12 protein-coding genes and 1 tRNA gene are annotated in these 16,548 nt (G+C 61.2%); 6 read left to right on the forward strand and 7 right to left on the reverse strand.

The window, feature by feature from the left end; all coding sequences use genetic code 11:
• Position 1 precedes the first annotated feature (1 nt).
• The 3 genes from H9K76_RS19130 to H9K76_RS19140 all read left to right on the forward strand — a co-directional run bounded on the left by H9K76_RS19130 (position 2) and on the right by H9K76_RS19140 (position 6,111).
• The gene (locus H9K76_RS19130) at positions 2–4,270 is read left to right on the forward strand and encodes a translocation/assembly module TamB domain-containing protein (RefSeq protein ID WP_187596883.1); all 4,269 of its coding nucleotides are present in this window, start codon (positions 2–4) and stop codon (positions 4,268–4,270) included.
• Positions 4,271–4,406: 136 nt separating this feature from the next.
• Positions 4,407–4,481: transfer RNA gene (locus tag H9K76_RS19135), tRNA-Arg, on the forward strand.
• Positions 4,482–4,827: 346 nt separating this feature from the next.
• Positions 4,828–6,111 (forward strand): S1 family peptidase, encoded by a 1,284-nt coding sequence (locus H9K76_RS19140; RefSeq protein WP_187596884.1) that lies wholly within the window; start codon positions 4,828–4,830, stop codon positions 6,109–6,111.
• Positions 6,112–6,399: 288 nt separating this feature from the next.
• Here the strand turns inward: H9K76_RS19140 and H9K76_RS19145 are convergent, their stop codons facing one another.
• On the reverse strand, positions 6,400–6,660 hold the full coding sequence (locus tag H9K76_RS19145) for a hypothetical protein (protein ID WP_187596885.1): 261 nt from the start codon (positions 6,658–6,660) through the stop codon (positions 6,400–6,402).
• Positions 6,661–6,958: 298 nt separating this feature from the next.
• Between H9K76_RS19145 and H9K76_RS19150 the strand changes: the two genes are divergently transcribed.
• A complete protein-coding gene (locus tag H9K76_RS19150) occupies positions 6,959–8,497 on the forward strand; it encodes an IPTL-CTERM sorting domain-containing protein (protein WP_187600739.1) in 1,539 nt (512 codons plus the stop codon).
• Between the two features lie 26 nt (positions 8,498–8,523).
• Here the strand turns inward: H9K76_RS19150 and H9K76_RS19155 are convergent, their stop codons facing one another.
• The gene (locus tag H9K76_RS19155; protein WP_187596886.1) at positions 8,524–9,090 is read right to left on the reverse strand and encodes a hypothetical protein; all 567 of its coding nucleotides are present in this window, start codon (positions 9,088–9,090) and stop codon (positions 8,524–8,526) included.
• Positions 9,087–9,353 carry a glycoside hydrolase family protein gene (locus tag H9K76_RS19160; RefSeq protein WP_187596887.1) on the reverse strand — a complete coding sequence of 89 codons (267 nt, stop codon included), beginning with the start codon at positions 9,351–9,353 and terminating at the stop codon, positions 9,087–9,089. The genes H9K76_RS19155 and H9K76_RS19160 overlap by 4 nt, the downstream gene beginning before the upstream one ends.
• A 120-nt stretch (positions 9,354–9,473) precedes the next feature.
• Between H9K76_RS19160 and H9K76_RS19165 the strand changes: the two genes are divergently transcribed.
• Positions 9,474–10,853, forward strand: coding sequence for an IPTL-CTERM sorting domain-containing protein (locus tag H9K76_RS19165; protein ID WP_187596888.1), 1,380 nt, complete (start codon positions 9,474–9,476; stop codon positions 10,851–10,853).
• A 256-nt stretch (positions 10,854–11,109) separates the two neighbouring features.
• On the opposite strand, the gene H9K76_RS19170 is transcribed toward H9K76_RS19165, so the two are convergent.
• The gene (locus H9K76_RS19170; RefSeq protein WP_187596889.1) at positions 11,110–11,415 is read right to left on the reverse strand and encodes a hypothetical protein; all 306 of its coding nucleotides are present in this window, start codon (positions 11,413–11,415) and stop codon (positions 11,110–11,112) included.
• Positions 11,416–11,835: 420 nt separating this feature from the next.
• Here H9K76_RS19170 and H9K76_RS19175 point away from each other — a divergent pair, with 420 nt between their 5' ends.
• A complete protein-coding gene (locus H9K76_RS19175) occupies positions 11,836–12,774 on the forward strand; it encodes a pirin family protein (protein ID WP_187596890.1) in 939 nt (312 codons plus the stop codon).
• On the opposite strand, the gene H9K76_RS19180 is transcribed toward H9K76_RS19175, so the two are convergent.
• The 3 genes from H9K76_RS19180 to H9K76_RS19190 form a co-directional block, all read right to left on the reverse strand.
• On the reverse strand, positions 12,766–14,115 hold the full coding sequence (locus tag H9K76_RS19180; RefSeq protein WP_187596891.1) for an ATP-binding protein: 1,350 nt from the start codon (positions 14,113–14,115) through the stop codon (positions 12,766–12,768). The genes H9K76_RS19175 and H9K76_RS19180 overlap by 9 nt on opposite strands.
• Positions 14,116–14,206: 91 nt before the next feature.
• Positions 14,207–14,863: a response regulator gene (locus tag H9K76_RS19185; RefSeq protein ID WP_187596892.1), complete on the reverse strand. Its 657-nt coding sequence runs from the start codon at positions 14,861–14,863 to the stop codon at positions 14,207–14,209.
• Between the two features lie 83 nt (positions 14,864–14,946).
• Positions 14,947–16,467: a DegQ family serine endoprotease gene (locus H9K76_RS19190; RefSeq protein ID WP_187596893.1), complete on the reverse strand. Its 1,521-nt coding sequence runs from the start codon at positions 16,465–16,467 to the stop codon at positions 14,947–14,949.
• Between the last annotated feature and the right edge of the window lie 81 nt (positions 16,468–16,548).

The following is a 16,548-nucleotide window of genomic DNA, read 5'->3' on the forward strand; positions in this document are numbered from 1 at the left end:
CATGGTGGATTCTCAAGTGAACGGATCGGCAGACATGACCGCATCCTCGTCCGGCGCAGCACAGGTGCCCTCGCCTTCGTCCTCATCTTCGTCCGCGCCGTCTCCTTCGGGAGGGCCGCCGCGCCGCTCCGCCGGCCGCCGCCTGCTGCGCGGCCTGGGCTGGCTGCTGCTCGCGCTGGTGCTCGTCATCGTCACGGCACTGGGTACATTCTGGTGGTGGGCCGGCCGCGACGACTCGCTGGCCAACACGCTGCAGCGGGTCGCACGCCTGCTGCCCGAAGGCCAGCATCTCGAGGCGCGCGAAGTCACGGGTTCGGTACGCGCGGGCGGGCGGATCGGCTCGCTGCAATGGCAAAGCCCCACCATGCGGGTGCAGCTGCGCGATGCCCGGATCGGCTGGAGCCTGCAGCCGCTGCTCTCGCGCACGCTCAAGCTGGGCGAGGTCCACATCGCCGAGCTGCGCCTCCAAAGCACGCCCGGCACCGAACCGAAGGAGCCCTCCTCGCCGCTGGAACAACTTACGCTGCCGATCAAGATCGACCTGCCCTTCGCCGTGGACAGGATCATCTGGGAAGGCCCTCCGGAAACCACGGTGGACGGCCTCACCGGCCACTATGCCTACGACGGCGATGCGCATCAGCTCGACGTGAACGAAGTGCGCTGGGCAGACGGCCGCTACCAGGCCAGGCTCAGGCTGCAGGGCGCAAGCCCCATGCAGTTGCAGGCGCAGGCGTCGGGCGACCTGCAGGTGCCCAACCCAATGGCACAGGATGATTCGACGATTGCCGTCTCCGCACAGGTCGAGGCCAGTGGCACGCTCGCGACCGAGGCCGCGAGCATCGACGTGACCGCGCAGGCAAGCGCCATCCCCGGCAACCATGTGAGCAATGGCGCGGGCAAAGAGAAGAAAGCGGGTGCCGAGCCGATGCAGGCCCCCATGCAGGCCCATGTGCAGGCCAACGTGATGCCCTGGCAGGCACAGCCCCTGCATACGGCACAGGCCTCGCTGAAGAACGTGGACGTCGCGGCCTTCTGGCCGCAGGGTCCGCGCACCCTGCTGAGCGGAGAGCTGGACGCGGGACCGGTCCGGAGTGAAGCCCCCGAGGCCGGGCAGCAGTGGCAATTGAAGGCCCGCTTCGCCAACACCATGCGCGGTGCGTGGGACAAGCAGCGCCTGCCGCTCGACGCCATCTCCGCCGACGTGCTCTACACCGGCGAACGGTGGCAGGTGAAGCAGGCGCAGATCGATGTGGGCAAGGGCCATATCGAGGCGGCCGGCTACTTCGAGCCCGCCAGCCAGATGTTCGAGGGCGTAGCCAGGGTGCAGCAGCTCAACCCCGCCGACCTGTACAGTACGCTCGACGCCGCCCCGCTGCAGGGCACATTGAGCGCACGCGCGGACGCCGCGCGGAAGGTGCTGTTCGAGGCCGACCTCAAGGCCTCGGGCCCTACGCCGCGCGCCAGCGGCAAGTCGCTGCGCATCCAGACGCTCGCGGCCAAGGGCGAATGGCAGCAGCCCGTCCTGTCGCTCTCGCAGCTCAGGGTGGAAGCGCTGCAGGCCGCCATCCAGGCCTCTGCCGTGCAGTACAACGTCGAGCAGCAGGACGCGCGCGCGAAGCTCAAGGCCGAAGTGCCCGGTGCCGTGCTCGAGGCCAACGGCCAGATCAGTCCCGCCAACGGAAAGGGCCAGGCGGCCCTGCAGCTCCAGTCCGCGCCCGCCTTGATCGCCTGGGCCCACAGCCTGCCCGGCGTGAAGGAAGACCTGCTGGGAGGCGCGAAGCTTGACGGCAAGGCACGGCTGCAGCTCGACTGGAGCGGCGGCTACGGCAACCTGCTGAAGCGCCTGCAGGCCGCCGCAGGTGCCCCTCTGCCCGCAAGCGGCCTGCAGATCAAGGCCGACCTGCGCGGCGACAACCTGCGCTACCAGGCCGCGGGTACGCCCGCGGAGCAGGCCATCGTGGTGCCCGCGCTGGCGCTCCAGGCGCAGGGCAGCCCGGAGAAGGCCGACATCACGCTCGACACCACGGCGCGCCGCGACACACAGAGCATTCGGCTCGCCACCGCGCTGCAGGCGGGCCTCTCCACCGGCAGCGGTGCCGCTCCGCTGGACTGGAACGCAGCCATCGGCAAGCTGCAGGCGGAACTGGGCCTCGGCAAGGACAAGCCCGGTCCCTGGAACGTGAGGCTGCAATCGCCCTCGCCCGTGACCCTCTCCCAGCAGACCGGCGCAACGCGCGGCAACAAGGTCGTGCTGTCCACGCGCTACGCGGTTTCGGCCGGCGCCCTGCAGATCACCCCACCCGCCATGCCGCAGCGCCGCGCCCAGGCAGAGCCGCTGCCGCCGGTCTCACTGGCATGGAACGACACCAGCGCCACCCAGGCGGGCGACGGCAACTGGTCGCTCCGCAGCACGGGCAACGTCAAGGGCATTCCCCTGGCGTGGGCCGACGCGTTCAGCATGGGCGAAGGCGACCCGCCACTCGCCGCCGCCGGCCTGAGCGGCGACCTGAGCTTCAACGGCCAATGGGACATCGACACCACCGGCCCCGAACTGAAGGCCCTGCTCACGGTCGAGCGCGCCGCTGGCGACCTGCGCCTGGCGGTCGATGACGGCACGGGCGGCACCACCGTGATCCGCACCAGCGGCCCGAACGTGGCAGGAGGCACGGGCAATGCGCAGACCACACGCAAGGTGACCGGCGCGGGCATGCGTGCCCGCATCAAGGACGCACGCATCGATGTGCGCGCACAAGGCAGCAGCGTCAACGCCAAGCTGGTGTGGGACAGTGAACGCGCAGGCACGGTCACCGCCGACCTCACGACCCAGCTCGTGCAGCAGGACGGGCAATGGGCCTGGGACGAGAAAGCCCCCCTGTCGGGCAAGCTCAGTGCACGCATGCCCGACATGGGCATCTGGTCCCTGTTCGCTCCGCCCGGCTGGCGCGTCAGCGGCACGCTGCAGGCCGACGCGGTCATCTCCGGCGATCGCTCGAATCCGCAATGGGCGGGCGACATCAAGGCCGACAACCTGAGCATGCTGTCAGTGATCGATGGCATCGACCTCCAGCAGGGCGTGCTGCGCGCCAAACTCCAGGGCACGCGCCTCGACATCACCGAACTCCGCATCCGGGGCGGCAGGGGCAGCAGCGCACGCATCCTGGGCTTCAGCGGCAACCTGACCAACGCGCCGGAAGACGGCGGCGAGCTCACGGGCAGCGGCTTTGCCCAGTGGATCGCTCCCGCCGGCGAAGGCCAGGGCGGCAACTTCGTGATGGACCTGCAGGCCACGGCCAGGAAGCTGCAGGTGCTGGTGCGCGCAGACCGACAGGTCAGCGTATCCGGCACGCTGGGCGCCAAACTGGACAACGGCCAGTTCACGCTGCGCGGCGATATCACCACCGACCGCGCCACCATCATCCTGCCGGAAGAATCGGCGCCTTCGCTCGACAAGGACGTGGTGGTGCACACCGCCGCATCACGCAAGGCGGCAGAAGAAGAGGCGCGCAAGCAGCGGCTGGCAACGGAAAAGGCCAATGCCCGGGCCGTGCCGCGCAAGCTGCCGGACATCCTGGTCAAGCTCGACCTGGGCCGCGACTTTGCGCTGCAGGGCTTCGGTATCACCACGCGCCTGCGCGGCGACCTGGAAATCCAGGGCGCCAGCGTTCCTGGCGGGCCGCCCCGCATCACCGGCGAAGTGCGCACCGAACAGGGCCGCTACCGCGCCTGGGGCCAGTCCCTCGACGTGGAATCCGGACTCATCCGCTTCAACGGCCCGTACAACAACCCGTCGCTCGACATCCTCGCGATCCGCCCCAACATCTCGGTCCGTGCGGGCGTGCAGGTGCTGGGCACGGCCATGGCACCGCGCGTGAGCCTGTACTCGGACCCCGAGCTGCCCGATGCGGAAAAACTCTCGTGGGTGGTCATGGGCCGTGACCCCGCCTCCGGCGGCGCGGAAAGCGCCCTGCTCCAGCAGGCAGCACTCGCGCTGCTTGCGGGCGGCAACAGCGGCAGCGGCAAGATCGCTGGCAGACTGGGCCTCGACGAAGTCGGCTTCAAGGGCCCCAGCGAAGGCACCGACGCCTCCGGCGCCGCACTCACCCTGGGCAAGCGCCTGTCCGACAAGCTCTACCTCACCTACGAGCAGAGCCTCTCGGGCGCCATGGGCACCATCTACATCTTCTACGACCTCTCCCGCCGCCTGACCGTGCGCGGCCAGACCGGAGCCACCAGCGCCATCGACCTGATCTACACGGTGCGCAAGGATTGAGCCGGCGCGAGCGCCGGGCCTGCAACAGACGGGCCCGGCGCTCCAACCGGCAGATGGCTCCCGAAAACGGCCATTTCCTGCAACACCGGTTCGCTGCCCGTACAATGCTGGGTTTCGCCCTTGAGCGAAGACCCCTCTCTCCGTAGTTCAATGGATAGAACGAGCGCCTCCTAAGCGCTAGATACAGGTTCGATTCCTGTCGGAGAGGCCATTGCCTCGCAATGAAATCAATGGCTTAGGCTTTTCTCCACACCCTCGGGGACTTTGCGGGGACTTTTTCCCAGCCCCGCCGCCACTTTCCACGCGCTCCAATGCGGCCCCGGAACGGCCCGCCAGACGCTCGCGCGCGGCTCCAGAGCGAGGCAACCGACGAGTATTGCCTCGTCGCCTGTCCAGGTCTGAATCATTCAAAACGACAAATATAACCAATCAGCAATATATAGGGTTTACCACTATTTATAAATATAGTAAATTATATTTAATAGCTATGAATCTCACATGAGATTCTCTAACTTTACCAAACGAAGTTAACCAGAATCAAAGACGAGGAATGCCTTATGAAATCGATCTTTAGTTTTAAAAATGCTATTGCCGTTGCTGCAGGGATGGCGATTTCTTTTATTGGTTACGCAGCGGACAATGATTACAGACCAGAAGAGGCAACGGCAGGCAAACCTGGCTTTCGGACCATAGACGAAGCAATCGACAAGGTGGGCATTAGAAAATACCTTACCCCCGAAAATGCACAAGTAACGTCAAATGCAGCTGACAATACCGAACGAATTATTTCCGATCTAGGCGAATATTATGCCGGCACTTGGATAGCTTATGATGACAAAAATGCAGCATATCAAGTAGTTGCCACTACGAGCACTAAATTTTCAAGCAAAGCCATTCAAGACGATAAAAATATTAAAGTCATCGTTGTCAAATATTCTCATAAGCAATTGATGGATGTTTATGAGGACCTGCTATTTAAGTACATCACAAACTCTTCTGCTCCCTTTGAAATTACTTCTGCTTCACTTGATTACCAGAACAACGCTTTGGTAGTTCGAGTCAATCCAGGAGAAATAGAAAAGGTGTCCAACGCATTAAAAGAGCTTGGATATGACATGGGAATGCTTTATTTTATAGAGGCGCGCAAACCGGTTCCTGTAGCTACAATTTATCATGGTCAACCAATTCTCTTGAAAGGCGGAGTGGAGAGACAAGCCTGTACGGCGGGGTTTAATTCAATAGTTGACGGGCTCTATTACAACGTAATTACAGCCGGGCACTGTATTGATTTACCAAGTCAGGTCGCCACAGAGGGAAATTTTAATAATGGGGGCCCAGGCATTGAATCTAGTGGCATGTTCATAGGTAACGTTTGGCTCGATGAGTTCACTAACAACCATCAAATTGATGCAGCATCGGTTTCAAACTGGAATAATGCTCATACTCCTAGTCCAATTTTGAGAAGTGGAGGTGTGCCAATTAGAGGCGTTAGAAGCTCTCCAGTTGCGAGCTTTGTGTGTGCAGATGGTTGGATGTCAGGCTGGAGATGCGGGGATGTAACTGGCCCAGTGACATTATCTCCCGTCAATCAGCCAGGGCGACCAAACAGATTGGCAATGCTTATAAGCACGAATCTTTGCGGTACACGCGGTGACTCAGGGGGACCAGTAGTCCTTTACAAAGATGCAAACCTCTATGGGACTGGTCTCATCTCTACAGCTAACACATCATGTGAAGATGTTATAGGTGGAGGGAATCCAACATCTCGCATTTCTCAATTTCAGCCATTAGATCTCTATTTGGCAAAATATCCAGGTATTCAACTAGTGTACCAACCGTAGTACCATTCTAGCGCGATTTATTTAAGAAAAGGCCCAAGGGCCTTTTTTTATTAATAGTCACCGATTGATTAAAATGATCAGTCCCTGCCATGAGTTTTCCTTATCCCTGTCACCGTCGGAATGTGGCCGCACAGCAGAGGGGGCGCCGGAGTGGGTCGGCACAGGCCGGAAGGTTCCCGGATTTCTTCCGGCAAGCTCAGCCCCGGAACTGCCCGTGCAAGAGCTTCAGGCGGTTGGCCAAGGTCTCGGCGTCATGCCGCATGCTCAGGGCCGGGGTGGTGCCAATGCTCACATGCTCACATGCTCAAGCCAGATGTGAAACGCATACGCACTCGGGATCAGGGTCACAGCTTCGCCAATGGCTTCATGTATGGAGGCAACTGTATAGACCTGAACCACAGAGTGTTCATACCGAACCCCAACAAAGTACTCGCCAGGTGCAGCCTTCTCAATAATCAACGTCGGAATCACTTCTTGACCTCGGGAGTGAGCTGGATTGTTCCGATGCCGGAATTCGGACATCGGGCTGGCCGGATCCAGTGCACCCATAGCCCCTTCATCCACGCCATCGCATACAGCACGCGCACGACGCCCCATGCTAGGCCTTCGACGGCTGCCTACCGTCTTAAAGATTGAAAATTCCTATTGATTAGGAACATTAATTAACATTTGTTGATAGATTACTTTGAAATACCAGGGGATTTTGCACTTTACATGAGCACGTTTAGTTACGATCATTGGCAATAGTGCGGCTCGCCTTATGTCAAAAATCCAAACAAAAAGACCAATAATCAAAGACCGAGCGCCTATTCGTTAAACGAAATCAGCTACTATCTCGGGAGCAATAATGAATTTATCATCATTTATAAGGACATTTTTCATTGCGCTTTTTGCAATCATCGGCATAAATAACGCCTCAGCCAAAGTGCTAATGCTAACGGCAAACGACGCAGTGGCAGCCCCCATTTTTAATGCTGCCATTACAGAATTCGGCGGGACCGGCAATGTTACGCATGTGAATACACTGGATACTCCAGGCAGTATTTCAGAAAGTACATTTACAACAGGAGGTCCATATGACACTCTTGTTGTTCTAACGGTCTACGCAACCCCCTCTCCAAGGCTTGACAACTTAGCAGCAATTAAGAGTGCGATTGCCAATCGAACTATTCCTCAGGTAATCCTTTTCACTGATGGGTGCTCAACATGCAGCCCAACAGGTTACAACTGGATGGTAGATGTTTTAAGGGAAATGGGGGGGACTCCTTTTTCCAATGTGGCGACAGGAACATATAACTCATCTCACACCAGCTTCCCTTTAAATACCCAATCCAGCTTCAGTTCGAGCTTTACCAGCCTCAATCCGATGCTCGGAAATAGGTATCGTCCGCTGACCAACGTCCCTGCAAATAATGTCCTATACCTCCCACAAGGAGGAACGCCGACCAATATCGGAAACATCAATGCATACACAGTCATTTTGCCAGCAAACGATTCAAACAACGGCTTGGGATCGTGCCTCATCACATCAATTGATGCCTCAATGCTCGACAATAGTGGCAACAATGGAAAAATTGGAAATGCAATGCTAGCTGCGTTGGAAGCGGATGCATCGTGTAAATTACCCGAGCCGGCGACATTGGCTCAAGCATTTTCCCCCGCTACTGTCACCCCTGGCGCAAGCAGTCAACTCACAATCACCCTTTCAAATCCGAACGCATGGAATGCTACTGGGGTCAATGTTTCAGACTTAATTCCATCCCCATTGAATGTTATTTCTTCCACATCCACATGCGGCGCCACTCCCACTTTGAGCGGACAGTTAGTCACTCTAAATAACGGGAGTATCCCTGCCAATGGACAATGCGCTATTACTGTTGATGTGCAATGGTCGTCGGACGTGAATACATGCAACACGTCATTGACGAACACAATTGATCCTGCGCAAGGTGATTTTTCGGCGAGCGTCGGCGTTCAGCAGTCAGCCTCGACTGCTAATATTGCTTGCCAATATTCACCCCCAACTTACACGGTTGGAGGCCAAATCACGGGCTTGCAACCAGGGACAGCACTACAAGTGTCAAATGGCAGTGATGTGATTACCCTGACGTCAAATGGCCCGTTCGTCTTTCCCTCATCAATGGGGAGTGGGTCGTCGTATGCCGTAACAATAGGTAGCCAGCCGAAGGGTGCAGTCTGTTCACTCTCAAATGGATCAGGTCAAATTGCTGATTCCAATGTGACAAACATACTCATTGATTGCAAGACTTCAGTACAGCCAACAGAGACAACGCCCGTTCCAACACTCTCAGAATGGGCACTCATTGGTCTATCGTTCGTGCTCGGGATGTTTGGGCTGGCGCGAAGCCGCCAGCGTCAGGGCTGATCTGAGAGCCGCCTTCGGGCGGCTTTTCATTGGCCGGCACATGCGCGACCTGGTTCCCCCAGCAGCGTCGCGTCGGCGTTGGCCAAGTCACACAGCGCGCTCACCTCGGCGTCTCGTCGCCCAAGATCCGCGCGGAGTTCTGCGACCACTCCCAGCCCCTCTGCAAGCTGCCGGTCGAGGGCTTCGGATCGATCCGCAAGATCGCTGCGGGCCTGGGCGTCGGCTTGGGCTTGCGCGCGATAAGTGGCGGCTCTGCGGGTGGCGTCGAGCTGCAGGCGGCGAGCATCAGCAAGCTCAGCGCGCAGCTGATCGTCCACGCTGGATTTCGCGGTCGTGAGGGTGTCGGAGATGGTGATGGTGATGGTGATGGTGATGGTGATGGTGATGGTCGATGCTGCATGCTGGTGCTCCTTTGCTGCTGTTTGGGTTTCGTCCTGGCGCGCGGCTTCGGCGCGGGTGGCCACGCCCTGGGCCTGCTCCGTCTTGCAGTTGGCCACCTTGGCAGCGCCGCGCCAGCCGTTGACGGCCCAGCCAGCGGCCAGCCCCAGCGCGAAGATGGCCAGAGCGATCAATACCTTGAGGTTCACGGTCATGACTGCTCAAGGCACAGCTTGCGCTCTGCCTGCCTCCGGTTCTGCAGCCCCTGAACAAACACCCCGCCTGCGGTGCTCCAGTTCGGCGCGCCGGTGGGCGTCCAGGCGATCAGGTTGCAGCAGCCCTGCTCCACCCGTCCCGCATTGATGTTCTGCACGGCCTGGGAGCCGCACGCGCCGGCCATACCCACGTTGATCGCGAACATCGTCAGGTCGATCAGGCGCTTGACAGTGAGGTAGTCCCGCGCCACATCACCACGCATCGTGTTTGAACTTCTATCCGGTGGGCACCGGATGCCTGCCAATCTCATTGCGGAGCCGTTAACAAACGCTAACGATACGCAATAGAATTCAACCTCATCTCCACTTTCGGTGACGTCGCCATGCGCAAAAGATCCCTGCAAGCTTCGACCTGGTGCCTTGCCTTTGCAAGTGCTCTTTTATGGCCTGCTGCCCATGCGGCACCCGTGGTGATCTATGACGGCAGCAGCGCGCCAATGGCTCCAGCCTGGTCACAGACTCAACTAGGTACACCCGATGTCACCACATCTGCCGGCACAACCCGCTTCAAAACGAAAACCGCGAGTGGTTCCCGAACGAGTGATGCAAACCTGTATACATACGCTACGGGGACCAACAGCTTCATTGCATCCATACGACTCAAGGTGTATGCAGTCAATACCCATAATTCCCACGATGCTGGATTGATGTTCAGCGTTGGAGATAATTTTTCGAACCTTGGAACCCCAACCCAACGCTCGGCGATGCTCTATATCGATACCAACACGATAGGGTGGGCGGATGACACGGCTGCCGTTACAAACGATGCAACCCAGTTTCATGAATACGCCATCCGCTACAGCAACAGCCAACTTGACGTTTTTGTGGATGCCTCTTTTGACGAGATCGTGGCAGGAACGGCAACGCCCAAACTCACCCGTCCCATGGCATCGACAGGCCCCCAGCAGGGGGTCATCGTTTTTGGCGATCAGACGAACGATGCCAACTATGACTCGGACTTCGAGGTGCAGTTTGTGAAGTTTCTCAACCTGAGCCTTGCCTCCGCACCGACCAACCTGCAGGCAATTCCAGGCAACGGACAGGTCACCGTGAACTGGACGGCTCCCAACAACGCAGGTCCGGCCATCACGAAGTACACCGTTACAGGAGCTCCGAACGGCTCCTGCACCAGTGAGGTCGTACCTCCGGCAACGGAGCCAGCAACCAGCTGCACCGTCACAGGCTTGACCAACGGTACTTCTTACAAGTTCAAGGTCGTGGCAACCAATGATGGAGGCGACAGCCAGCCATCCGCAGAGAGTGCACCTGTCACGCCCAGCACAGACCTTGCATTTGTGGGTGCAGGTTCCCCCATCGCTTTGGCCCCCGGCACCGTCGGCACTGCCTACAGCGCCTCGCTTTCGGTGACTGGAGGGCTTCCACCCTATTCCTTCTCGCTGTCCGGCAACCTGCCTGCAGGTCTGAACCTCCACCCCGCAACCGGTGTTATTTCCGGCTCACCCACCAAGGCTGAAACAGCGAACTTCAGCATTACGGTGGTGGACAGCGAAGGCTTGCCGAAGTCAGTGACAAAGGCTGCTCCGCTGCATACGGCCACGCAGGACTTCAGCATAACGATTGCAGCCGCACCGGTGGCAATCGCACCCACCTCTGTCCCGACACTGAGTGAATGGGGTTTGATCGCCCTGTCATCGCTGCTGGCGATGTTCGGGCTGGCGCGAAACCGCAGGCGACCAGGCTGATCAGAGAGTCGCCTTCGGGCCAATGCCAGTCAGTTAAACGCTGACTGGCATTTTCTTTGTTGGGAACTTGGAGCGAGAGCGTTTGACCTCGCGCGGGAAAGATCGCCCGGGGCGGTTTTCTGCCAAGGTCTTTTTTTAGGACAGAGGCCGGGAGTGCCTCCGCCCTAAAACATAGAAAGCAGATGCGCCCAACTCGACTATCTATGGGCAGGCAGCAACTCCAATGCCTCATTCTGGGTGATTCGCACCAGGCAGGTCAGCCCGCCGCACCGATCGCAATCACAATCGCCCCCTCATCCACATAAAACTCGAATTCCCGCTTGGCCAGCGTGACGATCATCGGATGATCGTCCGTGTCGTTCCATGACAGCACATAGCTTGCGAGCGCGGTATCGACCTGCACCTCGGTTCCGACCGGAATATCCTCCAGAACACCGTCACCCGGACGATGCTGCACCTTGCCATCGACGCGTGCGCGGAAGTGATCCGGAAAGCGCTGTACCTCGACCGCGGTTTCGCCCGTTGTGGGTGCCGCGCCGTTGTCTGTCGATTGTGGGTTCATGTGGATCCTCCTTCTGGTTGAAATCAATGCGCATACATTCCATGCGTGTGTGACCGCACGATGACGATGTCATCGCCCGGCACACCCGCCCGCAGCCCGCACGAGGCGGGGTACTGAAACCATGCTGTTGTGGTTGCGAAATCATGGCCACCAGAATCGCGCGTTGATTGAATGCGCGAAGCGGCCACGTCGCTGGATCGAGAAAACGATCCATCCGTGTGTGAACCCTGAAGTTATCAAAGCCTGAATGTTCGGCGTGTCAGCCATCCGCCAGAGTTGCGGCGCAGTTGTAAAAAAATGAACGCCGTCGTGTCGCGTGCCGCAGTGAAAGCCCGCGAATATCCTGGCTGCTTTGCACGGAATCGCGCCTCGGTCGATACTGGCGCATCCCCTTTGCAAGCCAGACCAACAAGCGCCACCATGAGCACCACACAAGACCTCCAGCCCCAGCATCTGCCGACCCGCATTGCGGATGTGGGCGGCATTCCCATCCACCGCGCGATCCCGCAGCGCACGCTGCGCAAGGTGGGCGCATGGTGCTTCCTCGATCACGCGGGCCCCGCGGACCCGCAGCCGCCGGGCATGCAGGTGGGACCGCACCCCCACATCGGGCTGCAGACTTTCACCTGGATGATCCGCGGCGAGGTGCTGCACCGCGACAGCCTGGGCAGCGAGCAGATCATCCGGCCCGGCCAGGTGAACCTGATGACGGCAGGCCGCGGTATTGCGCATTCGGAGGAAAGCCAGGAACCTTGGCACATCCACGCGACCCAGTTGTGGATCGCGCTGCCCGAATCGCATCGCCATGGCGAGCCACGCTTCCAGCACTACCCCGACCTGCCGCAAACGCGGGTCGGCGATTTCACGGCGACGGTGCTCGCGGGCGAGGCTCTCGGGCTGCTGTCTCCCGCCGAAGTGCACACGCCGCTGATGGGCGTGGACCTGCATGCGGAGCAGATCGAGGAGGGTCGTCGCGCCCAGGCCTCCATGCCGCTGCGCAAGGATTTCGAGCATGCGGTGCTGATGCTGTCCGGCGAGGTACAGGTCGACGGACAGCCTCTGCCCGAAGGGGAGCTGCTTTATCTGCCCGTCGGCACGGAATCCATCGCGCTTGACTGCGCACAGGGTAGCCGCTTGATCGTGATTGGCGGAGAGCCCATGGAAGAGGCCATCATCATCTGGTGGAACTTCGTCGCCCGCACCACCGAGGAAGTGAGCGAGGCCCGCGAACAGTGGGAGGCACACCTGCGCGACGGCGGCGGCTCATCCACGTCGCGGTTCGGCAAGCCCGTGGCATCGCCCCTGCCCTCGACCCATGCGCCATCGCTCGACGGCGTTCAGCTGCGCGCATCAAAGTGAGGCCATGCGCACGGTCACGCGCAACCCGCCCAGTTCCGGCGCCGTGTCCAGCGTGACCTGAGCGCCATGCTCGCGCGCAATCGATTCGACGATTGCAAGACCCAGCCCGCTGCCCGGCACCTGGGCAGCACCCTCGCGGGCGGCGCGGTGAAAGCGCTGCATGACATCCGCACGATGCTCCGCAGGAATGCCCGGCCCGCTGTCGTCGACGATGAGCAACGCCTCATCTCCGTCCTGCTGCACGAGCACATCCACCGTCGCACCTTCGGGTGAATACTTGATGGCGTTGTCGATGAGGTTGCGCATGAGGACCTGCAGCGCGTCAGCACGCCCGGCCACCGTGACCTCGGCCGCCTGTGCCAGGCCCAGGTCGATGTGGCGTTGTGCTGCAAACGGTGCGGCATCGGCCACCGCCTGCCGCGCGATGTCATCGAGCCGCACACGCTGGTCGATACCGCCCGCCGCGGCGCGCTCCTCCTGGTGCGCCAGCAGCATGAGCTGCTCGACGACCTTGGTTGCACGATCGATCCCTGCCACCAGCCGGGCCGTTGCCTGCGCTCGCGCGGCATCATCCGATGCGCGCTGCAGGCCCTGCACCTGCAGCTTCAAGGCCGCCAGTGGAGAGCGCAGCTCATGCGCCGCATCGGCCACGAAATGCCGTTGTGCCTCGAAGGCGCGCTGCATGCGCGAGAGCAGCGCATTGAATTCGCTCACCAGCGGTTGCACCTCGTCGGGAAGATCGTCCATGGCCACGGGCGAGAGGTCCTGCGGCCGCCGCGAGGCGATCTCGCGCCGTACCCGTTGCACTGGCGCGAGCGACGAGCGCACCACCCACCACACGGCCAAAGCGAGCAGCGGTACCAGCAGCGCAATCGGCAGCAGGCTCTGCCATGCCGCCTCGCGCGCCAGCAGGCGACGCACGCGCATGTCCTGCGCCACCTGGATGACCTGCGATCGGGTCTGCAGCGAGAACACACGGTAGGTGGTGCCACGCGCGTTCACGTCGGCGAATCCGAGCACCGCGTTCTGCGGCAAGGCCGCGCCCAGTGCCGATTCGAAAATGCGCAGGCCTTCGTTGGTCCACACCTGTACGATGAACTCGCGGTTTTCGTCCTCGGACGGTGTGCCCTGCGCATGTCCCCGTGCATCGACGGGCAGCCCCGCGCGCAGCGCAAATGCCGTCTGCTGCATCTGGTAGTCGAACAGGGTGTCGGTCTGCGCCAGGGCATTGCGATACGCGAACGCCCCCTGCAGCATCGCCGTGAGCGCAATGGCCGCGCAGATGAGCAGCAACAGGCGCTTGCTGAGCGCGGTGGGCAGGCGACGGATCTGCAGGTTCATGCGCGCCTCAGGCCCATGCAAAAGCCGCAGCAGCATCGCCACGCGATGCGGGACAAGGGGAAAGACGCGCAGCGCCTCGGGGGGATGATCCTCATTTGGGCACCATGTAGCCGACGCCACGCACATTGACGATGATGCTGGCGCCCAGTTTCTTGCGCAGGCCATGGATGTACACCTCGACCGCGTTGCTGCTGACCTCGTCGCCCCAGCCGTAGAGCTTGTCTTCGAGCTGCTGGCGCGAGAGCACGGCGCCGGGCCGGGCCAGCAAGGGCTCCAGCACCGCCCACTCGCGTGCGGATAGCACCACCGGCTGTCCATGGACCGCGGCCTCGCGCGTGGCCGGCCGTATCGTCACACCCTGGTGCTCGTACTCGGGTTCGGCACGGCCCGCTGCGCGGCGCGTAAGTGCCCGGATGCGGGCCAGCAGCTCGTCCATGTCATAGGGTTTGAGAAGATAGTCGTCGGCCCCTGCATCGAGCCCCTTCACACGCTCGGAGACGGCATCGCGCGCGGTGGCAATCAGCACCGGCGTGCGGTCGCTGCGCGTGCGCATGTCACGCAGCACGCTCAATCCATCGCGCCCGGGCAGCCCCAGGTCAAGCAGCACGAGGTCGTAGCCCTGCGTGCGCAATGCGGTGTCCGCACTCGCTGCGTCGCGGGCCCAGTCGACCGCGTAGCGCTCGGCGCGCAGCAGATCCTGCACGGCCTCGCCGATCATGATGTCGTCTTCCACCAGCAGCAATCGCATGGTCCGAATCACCTGTGTGAGAAAGCAGGAAAAGCTCCTTGGAAGCCTGGCTTGCAACCGCGCCTTGCGGCGCGCGGCTGCTCTTATCCTAACTGCACCGGCACAAATATGCGCGTGCCGTCGCGCTGCACCAGCAGGGCCACCGACTTTCCGGCCTTGGCGATGGCGCTGCGCACCTGCTCCACATCCTTGGCCGGTGTGCCATTCACGGCCAGCAGCACGTCGCCCGGCTGGATGCCGGCCTTCGCGGCAGGCCCCTGTGCCTGCTCGATCAGCAGGCCGCCCTCCGCGCCGATCTGCTTGCGCTCATCCGGCTGCAACGGCCGCAGCGACACACCCAACTTGCCGTGCGAAGCCTTGTCGCCACTGCTGGCCACCTTGGCGGCCTTGTCGCTGGCATTGCCAAGCGACGCGACCAGATCCACCTTCTTGCCCTGGCGCCACACCTCCATCTCGAGCCTTGCACCGGGTGCGGCCATGCCCACGTAGGCCGGCAGGTCGCCAGAGCCCACGATCTTCTGGCCATTCACGCTGCGGATCACATCGCCCGACTGCAGACCGGCCTTGTCGGCGGGACCGCCCTTCTCCACATTGGAGACCAGTGCACCTTCGGGACTGTCGAGACCGAACGAGTCCGCCAGCGTCTGGTTCACCTCCTGAACCATCACGCCAAGACGCGCATGCTCGACCTTGCCCGTTGCCATGATCTGGTCCTTCACGTGCGTGGCCACCTCGATCGGGATCGCGAACGACAGTCCCTGGTAACCGCCCGAGCGGCTGTAGATCTGCGAATTGATGCCGACCACCTCGCCGCGCTCGTTGAACAGGGGGCCGCCGGAATTGCCGGGGTTCACCGCCACGTCGGTCTGGATGAAGGCCACGGAACTGTCATCGGGCAGGGAGCGGCCCTTGGCGCTTACCACGCCGGCCGTGACGCTGTTCTCGAAGCCGAACGGCGAACCGATGGCCAGCACCCACTCGCCCACATTCAGCGACCGGGTGTCGCCGATCTTCACGGTGGGCAGGTTCTTCGCGTCGATCTTCAGCACGGCCACATCGGTCTTGGGATCGCTGCCCAGCACCTTGGCCTTGAACTCGCGGCGGTCGGTGAGCTTCACCGTGACGCTGTCCGCATCCTTCACGACGTGCGCATTGGTCAGCACGATGCCGTCGGGGCTCACGATGAATCCGGAGCCCTCGCCACGCACAGGCACGTCGCGCGGCATCTGGCGCTGCTGCATGCCCGGCGCGGGGATGCCGAACTGCCTGAAGAACTGATAGAACGGATCCTCGGGGTCGATGCGCTGCTGCGCGGCAGCGGGCGCATCGTCGTCATCATCTCCAGACGCAGCGCTGGCGTGGCGCGTACCGCTCACGCTGATATTCACAACGGCCGGACCGTTCTGCCGCGTGATCTGCGCGAAACCAGGCAATGCGCTCGTCGCACCACCACTGGCGGCAACGCCTTGCGCCATGCTGGCCACGGGCGACTGCTCCGCTCTCGCGAAATGACTGGTAGCCAGTCCCGCACCCGCGCCGCCTATCACGCCCGCGGCTACCAGCGCGACAACCAGACCACGGGGAGTCTTCATCATAGTGTTCATTTTCAACCTTGCCTTTCCTCTGCGGACCTCTACCGGAGTTCCATGGAGACAAAGTTTGAATACGGACACTTAGGGCAGACT

Source organism: Diaphorobacter ruginosibacter, from assembly GCF_014395975.1.
Taxonomy (GTDB): Bacteria; Pseudomonadota; Gammaproteobacteria; order Burkholderiales; family Burkholderiaceae_C; genus Diaphorobacter_A; species Diaphorobacter_A ruginosibacter.